The sequence below is a fragment of the Halanaerobium salsuginis genome (genome assembly GCF_900114545.1).
In the GTDB taxonomy this organism is placed as follows: Bacteria; Bacillota; Halanaerobiia; order Halanaerobiales; family Halanaerobiaceae; genus Halanaerobium; species Halanaerobium salsuginis.
Genome location: NZ_FOTI01000014.1, coordinates 37622 through 52711, shown reverse-complemented (window position 1 = coordinate 52711; position 15090 = coordinate 37622). Strand labels below are relative to the sequence as shown.

The window sequence follows — 15090 nt, the reverse complement described above, 5'->3', positions numbered from 1 at the left end:
TTTGCTCAATTTATCAGGTAATGATATACTTATTTTATAAATTAAGTATATTTATTGTCTGAATTATTAACTAGCCAGAGCTTAATTAATCTGAGGGAGTGGAAAAGGTGTCTGTTAAAATAAGTATGAAAGATGTTGCAAAAGAAGCTGGAGTATCAGTATCTACTGTTTCTCGAGTACTAAATAATGGTAAATATGTTACTGATGAAACTAAAAATAAAGTAAATACAGCTGTTAAAAAACTCAACTATCGCCCTAATGTAATTGCACGTGGATTAAGAACTCAGAAAACTAACTCTGTTGGACTTATTTTGCCAGATATAACTAATGAATTTTTTGGTAAACTTGCTAAGTCAATCGAAGAAAAATTAAATGAGCACAATATAAATTTATTATTATGTAATTCAAATGAAAATCCTAAAATTGAAAAAAACTATATTGAAGCCTTATTAGATAAATCTGTTGATGGTCTTATTTTTATTAGCAGTGGTTTTGACGAAAATCTTGATCTCTTTCCTGAAGATTTACCAGTTGTAGTTATAGATAGACGCCCTAGTGCTGATAGAAATATCTATTTTATTTCAAGTGAAAATAAAAAGGGAGGATATTTAGCTACCAAACATTTGATTGAAAATGGTTGTAGAGATATTTTAATGCTGAAAGATGAAAAACTGGTTTCTCCGATGAACGAAAGATTATTAGGCTATCAAGCGGCTTTGCGTGATTATAATATAGATTTTAGACCAGAGTATATAATAAAAAGTAAAATTGATCTTAAAGAAATAAAAGAAAAAATTTTAAAAATACATAATAAGATAAAATTTGATGGTATATTTGCTGGAGCAGATAGACTAGCAATTGGTGCTATCAGAACTTTAAGTAAGCTAGGCTATCAAATACCAGCTGACATTCAAATAGTTGGGTTTGATAATATTCCGTTTGCTAAATATTATAATCCTAGTATTACAACCATTGCTCAGCAGATAGATAAAATTGGGCATAAAAGCGCTGAGCTAATAATTGAGCTAATTAATAATAAAAACATGGGTCAAGCAGATTCTTTTTATTTTCCGGTATATTTAATTAAGCGGGAAAGTACTACTTAAAAATTCGAACTAATTTTCTGAATAAACAGCTTAATCTTTTTTTACTAAATAATTTGACAATTAAAAAATTTAGTGCTATAATTTAAATCAAATAAATTTAAAATATTTTTTTGATAAAATATAATAACGATTTCAGAAAATGTTTATTTTTTTTGGGTATTTGTAATAACGATTTCAGAAAATATTGGGATTTATCTAGGGTTTTAAGTGAATCAGTAAATTATTTTATTAAAAATTTATTTTGAGTCTAAATTATATCGGGAAGGAGGTTAAATAGAATTTAAGTTTTGCTAATTTAATCAATAAAATTACTAAGGGGGATTTAAATGAAAAAGATAATTATGTTTTTTGTATTAGTTATGTTTTTAATTTCGGTTAATGGTTTGGTTTTAGCTCAAGATACTGATTTATTGGCTAATGTTAAAGCAAATAATAATTATAAAATTGGTATTTTATTAAAGACATTGGCCAATCCATTCTGGGCAGAAATGGAAGAAGGCATAAAAGCTGAAGCTGAAAAGCAGGGAGTTCAGGTAGATATTTATGCTGTTTCTTCTGAAGGTGATTCCAATGAGCAGTTAAGACTATTTGAAAACTTGTTAAATAGAAATTATGATGGGATAGCTTTTGCTCCGATTACACCAGGAAATTTAGTTAATGTTATTGCAAAAGCTAATGATAGAGGAATCCCGTTGGTTAATTTAGACGAAAGAGTTCCTAATGATTTATTAAGAAAATCTGGTGGTTATATTTATTCTTTTGTTACTACTAATAATGTTAAAGTAGGTATGCAGGCGGCAGAATTTGTTAAAAGCAGTCTTTCAGGTGGAAAAATTGCTATTATTGAAGGTAAAGCTGGAAATGCCTCTGGAGAAGATAGAAAAGAAGGTTTTACTAAAGCTATCTCTAAAAACAAAAACTTTCAAATTGTTGCCAGTCAGCCAGCTGATTGGGATCGAACTAAAGCAATTGATGTTACAACAAATATCTTAACTAGATATCCTGATGTTAAAGCTATTTATGCTGCTAACGATACAATGGCTTTAGGAGTAGTAAGAGCTGTGGAAGATCAAAATAAATCAGGTGATATTTTGATTGTAGGTACTGATGGTATTCCTGAAGCTATTAAGTATGTAAAAGAAGGTAGGCTAGATGCTACTATTAAACAAGATCCTTATAACATTGGGGTAACAGGTTTAAGGTTGTTAATTCAGGCTTTAAATATTCCCCAACAATTAGAAGTACCTTCTTTATTGGTGAAATAAATTAGTAAAAATAGTTTGACCAGCCTATGCAGGCTGGTCAAGCTATAAGGAGAGGATATTATGGCTGAATCTTTTTTAGTAGAAATGAAAAATGTTTCTAAAAGTTTTGGTGGTGTGCAGGCATTAAAAAATGTTAATTTTTCTTTAAGAGCAGGTGAAGTTCATGTTTTGCTGGGAGAAAATGGAGCTGGTAAATCTACTCTCATGAAAATATTATCCGGGGTACATAATCTATCTGCTGGGGAGTTTTTTATTAAAGGAAAAAAATGTACTAATATTCAACCTAAGGAAGCCCAGGCAAAAGGGGTTAGTATTATTCATCAGGAGTTAAGTTTAATAAATGAATTATCAATTGCAGAAAATATATTTTTAGGCAGGCTGCCTGCTAAGACTAAATATACAATTGATAATAAAAAATTATATCAAGATACTGAAAAAGTTCTAGCAAGAGTAGGTTTGAAAAATATTAACGCTGAAACTACAGTTGAAAATTTAAAAATATCTCAAAAACAACTAATTGAGATAGCTAAAGCATTATCACTAAATTCAGATATTATAATTATGGATGAACCAACTTCTTCTTTAACCTTTGAAGAAATAAATAAATTATTTGAGATTATTAATAATCTCAAAAAAGATGGTGTTGGAATAGTATTTATTTCACATAAGCTTGATGAAGTAATGGAAGTTGGTGACAGAGTTAGTATTTTAAAAAATGGTGAATATATTAATACAGTTCAGATAAATAATACTAATCCTGATCAGTTGGTAAGTATGATGGTCGGAGAAGAACTTTCATCTAGTTATAAGCATAAAGAAAAAAGTACAGCTGGCGATAAAATTCAATTAAAAGTTGAAAATCTGAATAAAAAAGATAGATTTAGTAATATAAATTTTGAGATTTATACAGGTGAAATACTAGGGTTTTTTGGTTTAATTGGAGCTGGCAGAACTGAGATAGCCCGGGCCATAATTGGAGCAGATAAAAAAGACTCAGGTACTATTAAGCTTAAAAATAAAATAGTAAATATTAAAAATCCCTATCATGCTTTAAAAAAAGGAATTGGTTTAATTCCTGAAAATAGAACTGAGGAAGGATTTTGTGATAATTTAACAATCTGGCAAAATAGTTCTCTGCCATATTTATTAAAAACATCTTCTCTGAGTGGTTTAACAGGTCTTCTTCATCAAAAAAGAGAGAAACAAATTGCTGTTAATATAGTTAGTGCTCTTAATCTAAAATGCAGTTCACTTAATCAAAGTGTACTAGAATTAAGTGGAGGTAACCAGCAAAAAGTAGTTGTTGGAAAATGGTTAGAGGCAGGGATTGATCTTTTTATATTTGATGAACCAACTAGAGGAATTGATGTAGGTGTTAAACATAATATTTACAGTATAATAGAAAGATTGGCTAATCATCAAAAGTCAATAATGTTAATTTCATCTGAGTTAACAGAATTATTATCTGTATCAGATCGAATTGCTGTCGTTCATGAAGGAAAAATTGTAGAAATATTTCCAATTAGTTCTGCTAATAAGGAAGACATAATGTATGCAGCAACTACTGGAAAATCAAAAATGGGGGTAAATAACTAATGAATAGAAGAGTTTATTGGCAAAAATATGGTACTTTAGGAATTTTCATTTTACTGGTTATAATTATGAGTATTTTATCTCCAGAATATTTTTTTACATTTGATAATTTTGTTCAAATATTATTGCAGTCAGCGATTACTATCTTAATTGCTCTGGGAGAATTTTTTGCTATACTAATTGCTGGAATTGATTTATCAGTGGGCTCTGTACTTGGGTTGACAGGTATGGTGACTGCTTATTTATTAAGCCATGGAGTTAATATGTTTCTTTCAATCTTATTAGGAGGAGTAGTTTTAGGAGCACTTATTGGTGCAATTAATGGTAACTTAGTTGTTTTTACTGGATTACATCCTTTTATAGTAACTTTAGGTGGAACAACAATTTATCGAGGTATAACTCTGATGATTTCTGACGCAAGACCTATTTATGATATACCGAGAGATTTTGGCAGTATTATTTCGGGTGATTTTTTTGGGATTCCTACTCCAATTATCATTGCAGTAGTTGTAGCCATATTTTTAGCTTTTATAACTAGAAAAACAAGATTGGGCAGAAACATTTATGCTCTTGGTGGTAATGAAGAAGCTGCCTGGTTGTCAGGAATAAATACTAAATTGTTAAAAATAATTGTTTTCATAATTTCTGGAGTTTGTGCTGGTCTAGCAGGAGTAGTAATGGTAGCCAGAATGGGTGCTGCTGAACCATTAGCTGGTTCTGGATATGAGACTTTTGCGATAGCCTCTGCCATAATAGGTGGTACAAGTTTTTTTGGAGGAAAAGGTAAAGTTTTTGGAGTGGTTATTGGTGCTTTGATTATTGGTTTAATTAATAACTCTTTAAATATATTAAATGTGCAGACTTATTATCAGCAAATTTTAATGGGTGCTTTGATTATTGGATCAGTTACTTTAGATAAATTTCTGGGAACAGAATAAATTTGGGAGGCAAAATATGAAAATCGTTGTAGCAAGTGATCATGCTGGTCTGTGTTTGAAAAAAGAAATTTTGGCTTATCTTGAAGCTAGATCAGATATTAAAGAAGTAATTGATGTTGGTACATATAGTGAAGCAAGAACTCATTATCCGATCTATGCCAGAAAAGCAGCAGCAAAGGTTTTAACTGGAGAAGTTGATAAGGCTGTAATCATGTGTGGAACAGGTATTGGAATTTCTATTGCTGCTAATAAAATAAAAGGAATTAGAGCTTGTGCCTGTAGTGAACCATATTCAGCAATGTTCTCGGCTCTTCATAACAATACTAATGTACTGGCCATGGGATCAAGAGTTGTTGGTGTAGAACTGGCCAAAATGATTGTTGATCATTGGTTAAAAACGGCTTATGAAGGAGGTAGACATCAAATTCGGCTGGATATGATTAGTGATTTAGAAAATAATTCTACTATTGAATAACAAATTAGGAGTTGATTTCATGAAAAAAGTTTCCGTTTCAGTTATGTGTGCAGATTATAATAACCTTGGCGAACAAATTTCTAAAATAAATGACTTTACAGATCTTTTTCATTTTGATTTTATGGATGGTCATTATGTACCAAATGTTAGCCTGAATTTTGATATTATTAAAAGATTAAATAGTGTGATGAAAAAACCAGTAAATGTTCATTTGATGGTTACAAATCCAGCTGATTATATTGACCGCTTAATTGAACTTAAAGTTGATTCTATTTCCTTTCATTTTGAAACTATCAGCAGCCAGGCATTTAGAATTATTAACAAATTAAAAAGCAACAATATTAAAATTGGAATAGTGTTAAATCCATCTGAAAAGATTGATTTGCTAGATCATTTATATAATAAACTTGATTTTATAACTGTTATGACAGTTGATCCTGGATTTGCAGGGCAAACTTTTATTCCTGAAATGTTGGAAAAAATAAAAAAATTAGTTGAAGTAAAGAAAAAGAATAACTTAAATTTTGAAATTGAAGTTGATGGTAGTGTTAATGATAAAACGATTAATCAGCTTTATAATGCTGGAGCAGATATTTATATTTTGGGAAGTTCTGGTTTCTTTTCAAAAGGAGATACTATTGAAAAAGCAATAACTGCAACTAATAAATATTTACCATTTAGATAAAGATAAGTTAACTTATCTTTATAAAAATACGGGAATGGGAGTAAACGTATATGAAGACAGAATATATTTTAGGAATAGATATTGGTGGTACAAATATAAGATTAGCTTTAGTTGATAAAGAGCTTAAACTCAGCAATGAATTTATTACTGAAATAGCAAATTTAAAAAAAGATTTTATTAAAGGTATACTTAAAATAATTAGAGAAAATTTTGCAGAAGATATAAAAGCAGTTATATTTGGTATTCCAGGCATAGTAAACAAAAATAAAATTATTTCTTGCCCAAATGTAATTGAGCTTGAAAAAGCAAATCTAAAAATTGAATTAGAAAAAAAGCTAAAAGTACCAGTTTATATAGAAAAAGACGTTAACTTAATTATGCTGGCAGAATATAGTTTTTTAGCTGATAATCCTCAAAATGTGTTAGGTTTTTTTATTGGAACTGGATTTGGTTTTAGTATGATTTTAAATGGGAAATTATATACAGGGACAAGAGGATTTGCTGGAGAATTAGGTCATATACCAGTTCCCGGAGCAAAAGAGCAGTGTAACTGTGGTAATAAAGGCTGTCTTGAACTATATGCAGCAGGTAAAAAGATAAGTCATTTAACTAAAGAATATCAAACTAATATTGAAAACTTTTTTATTGATTTTGCTGGCCGGCAAGAAAGTCAGGCAATAATTGAAAATATCTTATTTGGTATTATAGTTGCTGTTAATATATTAGATCCTGAAGTTATTATTTTAGGGGGAGGAGTTTTTGGAATGAGAGCTTTTCCACTTGATTATTTAATAAAAGAAATAAAAAATAGAGTGCGAAATAAATTTGTTGCAGAACAATTACAAATTATGACTACAAAGCAGAAAACCTTTGGAGGTTGTTTAGGCGCAGGGATTTATGGATTTAATAAAATTTATGCTTAAAATTAAAATAATAAACTAAATAACCGCTTAAACCTGTCTTTATGGCAGGTTTTTTAGTTTAGACCATTAAATATTTGTTTTATTAACCCAGGAGTGCTAAAATTAAATTAGTAATAAATTAATCTTGAAAAATTTTTTTATTAGTTGAATTTTCATGTTATATTTTAAATCTAATTTGCTTTTAGAAGTGAAGGGAGAATAAAAATGCATAAGAATTTTACTGAAAATGAAATAATAAGATTTTTAGGTAAACTTGCTAACAAATGGGGAACAGGACATGATAGTGTTAGTAAAATCTTACAGAGAACAAAAGTTTTTCTACAGGAGAAAAAAGATAAAATTAAATTTTTAGAAAAAGTAATAATTCTGCTTGAAATGTTAGAAGCTTATTCAAAAGAAGAATACCAGATTGATGATGGTTCTCTGGGACTAATCATTTCTGCTTTAGCTTATCTTATTTTACCAACTGATTTGATACCTGATATGATAGCTGGCTTTGGTTTTCTAGATGATCTTTATGCCTTTAAACTTGTGTTTGAGCAGTTAAGTGATGAAATAGATAATTTCAAAGAATGGAAAGCAGAGCATGCAGAACTTTATCAAACAAGAGTTATTGAAGTAAGTTGATTTTTAAATATGTTCAGAAAAAATAAATTGCAAAGTAATAATAAATAGCAGGAGTTGACAGGTAAATGAATTATCCAGAATTAACAGTAGGTGCTGTTATTTTAAATAAAGCAGATCAAATTTTACTCTGTAAATCTCATAAATGGAATGATAAATATGTAATTCCAGGTGGTCATGTTGAATTAGGAGAAAGTCTGGAAGCAGCTCTGCAGCGTGAAATCAAAGAAGAAACGGCCCTGGATATTTATAATATTAAATTGCTTAGCATTAAAGAGAGTATCTTTAGTGAAAGTTTTGCCAGTAAGAAACATTTTATTTTTATGGATTATATCTGTCGAACTGACTCAACAGAAGTAATTTTAAATGAGGAAGCAGAGAGTTACTGCTGGGCAGAGTTATCAGAAATAAATAATTATGACTTAGGCGGCTTTACTGCGCAACTATTTGATGAGCTTGCTGATAAGGATAATTCAGACTATAAAACAGAGATTTTATATGGATATTAAGCTAGATATTTTATAATAGTAAGAGGTGAATTTATTGCCAGCCAGTAAAAAGCTAATCTTAATTGATCTCGATGGTACTTTATTAAATTCCAGATCAGAAATATCATCACGTAATAAGGAGATTATTGAAAAGTTAATTAGTTTAAATCATTATGTAATCATAGCAACTGGTAGAAATTATAGTGAAGCAAGACAGCTAACTAGTAAAATTGATAATCTTGGTTATATAACTAGTAATGGCAGTTATATTATAGATAAGAATAGTAATGTTATTTTAAGTGAGGAAATTAAACTTTCTTCTGCTAAAAAAGTCTTAAAACTTTTAGCTAAATATAAAAAAATTGCTTATTATATTTCCTCGGGAGAAGAAATTATTACTGATAATAAGTTTAATTTATATAAAAATTTTTTCTTTGCTACTCGTCATAAACTAAAATATCGGAAAAGATTATTAGCCTCATTATTTAAGATAATAAGTAAATTTAAATTAATGGATATAAAAGGAGTAAATAGTTTAATCGCTTATTTAAATAAAAATGAGTTTTGTCTGCATAAGATATTTGTCTTAGGTGATAAAAAACAAATTGAAATTGCCAGCCATGAATTACAGAATAAATTTTTAAGGGAACTTAATATTTCAAGTTCTGGAGAAAATAATATTGAAATTAATGCAGCTGGAGTTAGCAAAGGTAAAGCATTAGAATATTTATGTCAAGAACTTGATTTTCCAATAACAGAGACTATTGCTTTTGGAGATGGAGAGAATGACTTAGAGCTTTTTGAAAAGGCCGGCACAGCAGTGGTAATGGCTAACAGCAGTTCGGAACTTTTAAAAGCTGCCAGTGATCTAGAAACTTTGAGTAATGATGAAGATGGAGTAGCAGTAATTTTAAATCATATTTTAAGTGATGATAGTTTTTTAATTAAAAAGAAAAATGATAATAAAATTAAATTTAAGAGTATTTGATAGCAAAAGCTTATATTTTTGTTAAATGAATTAGCAAGAAAGGAGTGCTAAATTTGGACTTAGATTTAAAAAATAAAGTTGCAATTATAACAGCTTCTAGCAGTGGGCTTGGCAGGGGAGCAGCTCAATCACTGCTCAGAGAGGGTGCTCGAGTTGTAATTAATGGACGGAATAAAACTAAGCTTCAGGCTGCTTTAAATGAATTAAAGCAGCTGTCAGCAGGAGAAATAATTGCTGTTCCGGGAGATTTAACTAAAAAAGAAGATCTAAAAAACTTAGTTCAAGAAACAATTAATAGATTTGGTCAGCTTGATTATCTTGTTACTTCAGCTGGTGGACCGCCAGCAGGGCAATTTATAGATCTTACAGAATCTGATTGGTATCAAGCTTTTGATCTTTTAGTAATGAGTGTAGTTAGATTAGTTAAATATGCTTTGCCTTATCTTAAAGAAAGTGATCAAGCAGCCATTGTAAACATAACATCAACCAGTGTTAAAGAAGCACTTCCTAATTTATTACTTTCTAACTCAGTTAGGATGGGAGTAATTGGTTTAATGAAGACTCTGGCTAACGAATTAGCACCTCAGATTAGAGTTAATGCTGTTCTGCCAGGTTCTCATGAAACAGCTAGAATTAAAGAACTTTTAAATAATGAAGTAGAAAATGGACAATTTAAAGATTATCAGGCTGCTTTAGTAGAAAAAAGCAGGTCTATCCCTCTTCAGAGATTAGGTCAGCCAACAGAAATTGGAGATCTAATTACTTTTTTACTTTCTCCAAGAGCTGCTTATCTTACTGGGGAAACAATTGTAATTGATGGAGGCAGTACCAGTTCTAATCTTTAAAGCTTTAAATTATAGTAATTAGTTAATTTATTAAAGAGGTGAATTTTATGCAGGAAACACCCAGAGGAAATCGTCCTCACATTGGTGTATTTGGGAGAAGAAATGCTGGGAAATCAAGTTTGATTAACAGCTTAACTAATCAAGATTTAGCATTAGTATCTAGTGTGCCAGGGACAACAACTGATCCAGTTTATAAAGCAATGGAACTTTTACCATTGGGACCAGTAATTATGATTGATACTGCTGGTATAGATGATACTGGTGAACTTGGCAAATTACGTGTTAAAAAAAGTTTAGAAGTAATTAGAAAAACAGATTTAGCTGTTTTAGTGATTGATCCTGAACAGGGAATAGCTGAATATGAAGCAGACTTATTAGAAAAATTTAAAGAAACAAAGACAGCAGTTGTAGCTGTAATTAATAAAACTGATCTTGAATTTAAGACAAATACTTTATCTAATAAATTAAAAGATGAGTATCAATTAGAACCAGTTCTGGTAAGTACAGTTAAAAAAACAGGAATTGATGAGTTGAGAACTAAAATTGTAGAAAAAATGCCAGCTGACACAGAAGAAGCTTTTATAGTTGGTGACTTAGTTAATCCTGGTGAGACAGTTGTTTTAGTAACTCCCATTGATTTAGCTGCTCCCAAAGGGAGATTGATTTTACCACAAGTGCAGACAATTAGAGATATTCTTGATCATGATGGTATTACAATGGTTTGTAAAGAAAGAGAACTTAAACTTACTCTGGCCAAGTTAAAAGAGCCACCTAAACTAGTTGTTACTGATTCTCAAGCCTTTATGAAAGTTGACGCTGATGTTCCAGAAGATATTCTATTAACAGGATTTTCTATTTTATTTGCTCGTTATAAAGGTGATTTAGAAATATTTTTAAAAGGAGCTTTAAAATTAGAACAATTAAAACCTGGTAATAAAATATTAATTGCAGAAGCCTGTACTCATCGCCGTCAAGCTGATGATATTGGGACAGTTAAAATTCCACGCTGGCTGCGCAGTCGTGTGGGAGGAGAATTAGAATTTACTCATGTTTCGGGCAGAGAATATCCTGCCAATTTAACTGATTATGATCTTATTCTTCACTGTGGGAGCTGTATGTTAAATCGTAAAGAAGTTCTTTCACGTCTACAGGAAGCAGAACAGGCAGGAGTACCGGTAATTAATTACGGTATGGCAATTGCCCAGCTGCATGGTATTTTAGATCGGGCTTTAAAACCTTTTCCAGCTGCCTATAGGATGTGGCTGGCTGCTCAGGAAGAAGGTCAGCCTAGTTATGTCTAAGTTAAGCAATGAGAGTGATTATCGTCTAGAAATGGATAGTATCGGCAGCCGAAAGATTCCAGTTGACTCTTATTATGGCATTAATTCAGTTCGAGCTCAGGAAAATTTTAAGATTAGTCGCTCGCGAGTTCATCCAGAATTATTAAAAGCTATCATTATAATTAAACAGGCAGCAGCAATTACAAACTTTGAACTTGGTTTGTTGAATGAGTCTAAGCAGGAAGCTATTTTGGCTGCCTGTCAGCAAATTATTGAGTCAAAATTATTAGAAGAGATAGATCTCGATGCCTATCAGGGAGGAGCAGGGACTTCAACTAATATGATGCTGAATGAACTAATTGCTAATTATGCTCTTGAAATAAGCGGGAAGCAAAAAGGTGATTATAAGTTTATTCATCCCAATGATGATGTTAATCGGGGACAATCAACTAATGATGTTTATCCAACTGCTCTGCGAATGGCAGTTTTAAATTTGCTAGCACCATTGACTGAAACTCTAGCGGAATTACAGCAAGCTCTGCAGGAAAAAGAAAAAGAGTTTGCCAATATAATTAAACTGGGAAGAACTCAGCTTCAAGATGCGGTACCAATTACTCTGGGACAGGAATTTTCAGCTTATGCGGAAGCCATAAACAGAGATCGCTGGCGCCTTTATAAAATAACTGATCGTCTTAAGAATATTAATCTTGGTGGAACTGCAGTTGGAACAGGGCTTAATACATCACATAATTATATATTCAAAATTGCTAAGCATCTGAGGCATTTAAGTGGACTTAGCCTGTCTCATGCTGAAAACATGATTGATATAACGCAGAATATGGATATCTTTGTTGAGGTATCAGGTTTATTAAAAGCATCAGCAGTTAATTTAAATAAAATTGCAAGTGATTTGCGATTGCTTGCTTCAGGTCCGCAAGGTGGTCTGGCAGAAATAAAATTACCGGCTGTGCAGGCTGGATCTTCAATTATGCCTGGAAAAGTTAATCCTGTTATTTGTGAAATGATAAATCAACTTTCGATTGAAATAATCTGCAGTGATCAAGCAATAACTCTTGCTGCTCGAGATGGGCAGCTTGAATTAAATGCTTTTGGGCCTCTAATAGCCCATAAATTATTAAATATGCTTGAAATGATGCAGCAGGCAATGAGAATATTTATTGATAAATGTATTACGGGTATTGAGGCTAATCAAGATCATTGTCGTAACTTAGTTAATCATAGTTTAGCTTTTGTAACTTGTCTGGTTCCTTATCTAGGCTATGAAAAGGCAAGCCAATTAGCAAAACAATCTCTAACTGAGGATAAAAGTCTTAAAGAACTAATTTTAGCTGATAATATTTTGAGTGAGGAAGAATTATCTCAGATACTAAAAGCAGAACAGATGACTACTCCAGGTATATTAAAATTAAATAAAAATAATTAATAATCTTAGATAGAAATCTTTAGTGGTAGCTGTAAGCTGCCACTTTTTTTGTTTTTAATCTTGACAATATTACTCATAATATGTATACTATTTATTGAAATTGATAATTAATATCAACTAAGTCGACTAATAACTAAATTATTTAATTTAAAAGGAGGAATAGATTTGGATTTTTATTCACTACTTAAGAGTGGGGGAGTTTTTATGTACCCACTTTTGTTATGTTCAATTTTAGTTTTGACAATTGTAATTGAAAGATCATATTTTTTTCTGCGCTTAAAAAAATCTCCCAAAAAGCTGCTGACTAAAATAAAAATATTAATTGAGCAAGGAAACTTTAGAGAAGCTGCTAATTTGGCCCGGGTAAATAACTCACCTGTTTTAAAGCTGATTAAAATTGGCATTAATAATCATCAAAAATCTGCCCGGGAAAGAGAAAAAATATTAACTAGAATTGGTTCAAAAGAACTGCGGAAAATGAGCAAATATTTAAGAGGATTAGGAATAATCTCCCACATTGCTCCTTTAATTGGATTATTGGGAACTGTTACTGGAATTATTAAAGCTTTTATGAAAATCTATGAGCTGGGAGGAAACATTGATCCTATAGTTTTAGCAGGGGGGATATCACAGGCTTTAATAACCACAGCAGTTGGCTTAACTGTTGCAATTCCTGCTTCTATTTTTTATCAATACTTTGAAGGAAAAATTGATCATCATTATAATAATATGACAGAAAAAACCCAGTTGCTGACTGAATGGCTAAATGAAAAATAAAGTTAGAGCTTTTTACATAATAAATTAGAAAGGAATTAGTTATGAATTTTAAGCGGCCAAAAACTATTAAAACAGGTTTGGACATTACTCCTTTAATTGATGTTGTTTTTATACTATTGCTATTTTTTATGCTTACTTCAAACTTTATAGTAGAAAATGGTTTAGAGCTTAATTTACCAAAATCAACTACTGCTGATGAGCAAACGCAAAACACCCAGAATAATTTGGTAATATTTATTGATCAAAGTCAGCATATTTTTGTGGGAGAAAACCAGTATAATTTTAGCGAATTAAATAGGTTGTTGTTAAAAAAAGAGACAGCTGGAGATTTAGCACTGGTAACTTTAAAAGCTGATGAGAAAGTACCAGTTGGCTTTATGATTCAGGTAATGGATGTAGTTAGAAAAATAAATGGAGAAAAGATGGTTATTTCTACTGAGAAGCTAGCGGGTGGAGTTAATGAAACACAGTAAATCCATAATAGCGGCCTTATTACTAGCGATTCTGCTGCATTTTCTATTGTTTTCAATTGGGCTTAAGCTTGATTGGCACTCAGCTGCAGAAGCAAAACCTCCAAAAGAAGTAGTAATTAGATTTACTAAGCCAGCCAAACCTGTTCAGGCACCAAAGTCAATTAAGCCAGCACAAGAAGCTTCAAATAATTCGGTTAATTCAGGCATTGTTAAAAACGAGGTACCGGCTCCAGCTGCTAAAAAAGTAGTAAAAAAAAGAAAGAAAGCTAAAAAGCAGCAGAAATCTCCAACTGAAAAGCCTCTAAAAAAGATTAAGCGAGAAAAACAGAGTCAAGCTAATTCGGTGCAAAAACAAGCTTCTCTAGCGTCCGCTTCTGAAACAGAAGCAGCTGAGACAGAAAAATCCAAGTCTAAAGTCGAAGAATCATTTAGAACAGAATCTCCAGAAGAGGTAGTAGAAGCAGAAAAAGAAATTTCTCCAACTAAAGAAACTGAAGAAAAAAATGATTCCCAGCCTGCAGATATTGAAGAATATATTAAGCAGCTTAAAGCTGAAAATAATATTCGGCAGGAAAATGAAAATGAAGAATTAGAAAATTCAGCTCAAAACAGTTTAAATAATAATTCTAGCTCAACTGATAAAGTTAAAGCGGAGGCAGATAGCCGTCTGGAGAATAGTCTAGTTCAGACAGGTGAGTCAGATTCAACTTTAACTAATAATAAACAACTGTCTAAAAATAATCCTGAGCCTGTTCAGGAAGAATCAATTAAAAACAAGGACAAAAATAATCAGTCAGCTGAAGAACTGCCCCAGAATTATTTACAAAAAGTCGCAGCAATAATTGCTGAGCATAAAACCTATCCTGAATTTGCCCGGGCCAGAGAATACGAAGGTAATGTAGTAGTTTCATTTTTAATAGGAAAAAATGGAGATCTAAAAAAAGCAAAAATTGCAGATTCATCTGGTTATGATAGCCTTGATCAACAGGCACTAGCAATTTTAAAGAGGGCTGCTCCTTTCCCAGCTTTTACAGAAGAAATTGTTAAAGAACAGCTATCTATAAAAATGGCGATTGTATTTGAATTAGAATAAGAATGGTTTAATTATACCAAGAGTTAAAAATTATCAATTTATCAAACTAAAAATAAAATTGAAACTTATAAAAATATTCAAGGAGGAAACAAT

16 protein-coding genes are annotated in these 15090 nt (G+C 31.2%); all 16 read left to right on the top strand.

What is annotated here, in order from left to right; genetic code table 11:
• The first annotated feature begins 107 nt into the window (after nt 1-107).
• Complete coding sequence (locus BMZ74_RS06350; RefSeq protein ID WP_089861167.1) at nt 108-1106, top strand: LacI family DNA-binding transcriptional regulator; 999 nt, start codon at nt 108-110, stop codon at nt 1104-1106.
• A 326-nt stretch (nt 1107-1432) separates the two neighbouring features.
• Nucleotides 1433-2371, top strand: a complete 939-nt coding sequence (alsB, locus tag BMZ74_RS06345) for a D-allose transporter substrate-binding protein (RefSeq protein WP_089861165.1) — start codon at nt 1433-1435, stop codon at nt 2369-2371.
• 60 nt (nt 2372-2431) lie between these two features.
• A complete protein-coding gene (locus BMZ74_RS06340) occupies nt 2432-3967 on the top strand; it encodes a sugar ABC transporter ATP-binding protein (RefSeq protein ID WP_089861163.1) in 1536 nt (511 codons plus the stop codon).
• Nucleotides 3967-4902, top strand: coding sequence for a D-allose ABC transporter permease (alsC, locus tag BMZ74_RS06335; protein ID WP_089861161.1), 936 nt, complete (start codon nt 3967-3969; stop codon nt 4900-4902). Before BMZ74_RS06340 ends, alsC begins: the two co-directional genes overlap by 1 nt.
• A 16-nt stretch (nt 4903-4918) precedes the next feature.
• A complete protein-coding gene (rpiB, locus tag BMZ74_RS06330) occupies nt 4919-5377 on the top strand; it encodes a ribose 5-phosphate isomerase B (RefSeq protein WP_089861159.1) in 459 nt (152 codons plus the stop codon).
• Between the two features lie 19 nt (nt 5378-5396).
• On the top strand, nt 5397-6062 hold the full coding sequence (gene alsE, locus BMZ74_RS06325) for a D-allulose 6-phosphate 3-epimerase (RefSeq protein ID WP_089861157.1): 666 nt from the start codon (nt 5397-5399) through the stop codon (nt 6060-6062).
• A gap of 50 nt (nt 6063-6112) precedes the next feature.
• A complete protein-coding gene (gene alsK / locus BMZ74_RS06320) occupies nt 6113-6985 on the top strand; it encodes an allose kinase (RefSeq protein WP_089861155.1) in 873 nt (290 codons plus the stop codon).
• Nucleotides 6986-7189: 204 nt separating this feature from the next.
• Nucleotides 7190-7612 carry a YkvA family protein gene (locus BMZ74_RS06315; RefSeq protein WP_089861153.1) on the top strand — a complete coding sequence of 141 codons (423 nt, stop codon included), beginning with the start codon at nt 7190-7192 and terminating at the stop codon, nt 7610-7612.
• Nucleotides 7613-7677: 65 nt separating this feature from the next.
• Entirely contained in the window at nt 7678-8118 is a 441-nt protein-coding gene (locus BMZ74_RS06310) for an NUDIX domain-containing protein (protein WP_089861151.1), read from the top strand.
• Nucleotides 8119-8152: 34 nt separating this feature from the next.
• Nucleotides 8153-9085 (top strand): Cof-type HAD-IIB family hydrolase, encoded by a 933-nt coding sequence (locus tag BMZ74_RS06305; RefSeq protein WP_177181381.1) that lies wholly within the window; start codon nt 8153-8155, stop codon nt 9083-9085.
• A 53-nt stretch (nt 9086-9138) separates the two neighbouring features.
• Nucleotides 9139-9930 carry an SDR family oxidoreductase gene (locus BMZ74_RS06300; RefSeq protein ID WP_089861147.1) on the top strand — a complete coding sequence of 264 codons (792 nt, stop codon included), beginning with the start codon at nt 9139-9141 and terminating at the stop codon, nt 9928-9930.
• A 47-nt stretch (nt 9931-9977) separates the two neighbouring features.
• Nucleotides 9978-11231 carry a [FeFe] hydrogenase H-cluster maturation GTPase HydF gene (gene hydF, locus BMZ74_RS06295; RefSeq protein ID WP_089861145.1) on the top strand — a complete coding sequence of 418 codons (1254 nt, stop codon included), beginning with the start codon at nt 9978-9980 and terminating at the stop codon, nt 11229-11231.
• Nucleotides 11224-12654: an aspartate ammonia-lyase gene (locus BMZ74_RS06290; protein WP_089861143.1), complete on the top strand. Its 1431-nt coding sequence runs from the start codon at nt 11224-11226 to the stop codon at nt 12652-12654. The genes hydF and BMZ74_RS06290 overlap by 8 nt, the downstream gene beginning before the upstream one ends.
• A gap of 165 nt (nt 12655-12819) precedes the next feature.
• On the top strand, nt 12820-13431 hold the full coding sequence (locus BMZ74_RS06285) for a MotA/TolQ/ExbB proton channel family protein (RefSeq protein ID WP_089861141.1): 612 nt from the start codon (nt 12820-12822) through the stop codon (nt 13429-13431).
• A gap of 41 nt (nt 13432-13472) precedes the next feature.
• A complete protein-coding gene (locus BMZ74_RS06280; protein WP_089861139.1) occupies nt 13473-13904 on the top strand; it encodes an ExbD/TolR family protein in 432 nt (143 codons plus the stop codon).
• On the top strand, nt 13891-14997 hold the full coding sequence (locus tag BMZ74_RS06275; RefSeq protein WP_089861138.1) for an energy transducer TonB: 1107 nt from the start codon (nt 13891-13893) through the stop codon (nt 14995-14997). Before BMZ74_RS06280 ends, BMZ74_RS06275 begins: the two co-directional genes overlap by 14 nt.
• The last annotated feature ends 93 nt before the right edge of the window (nt 14998-15090 follow it).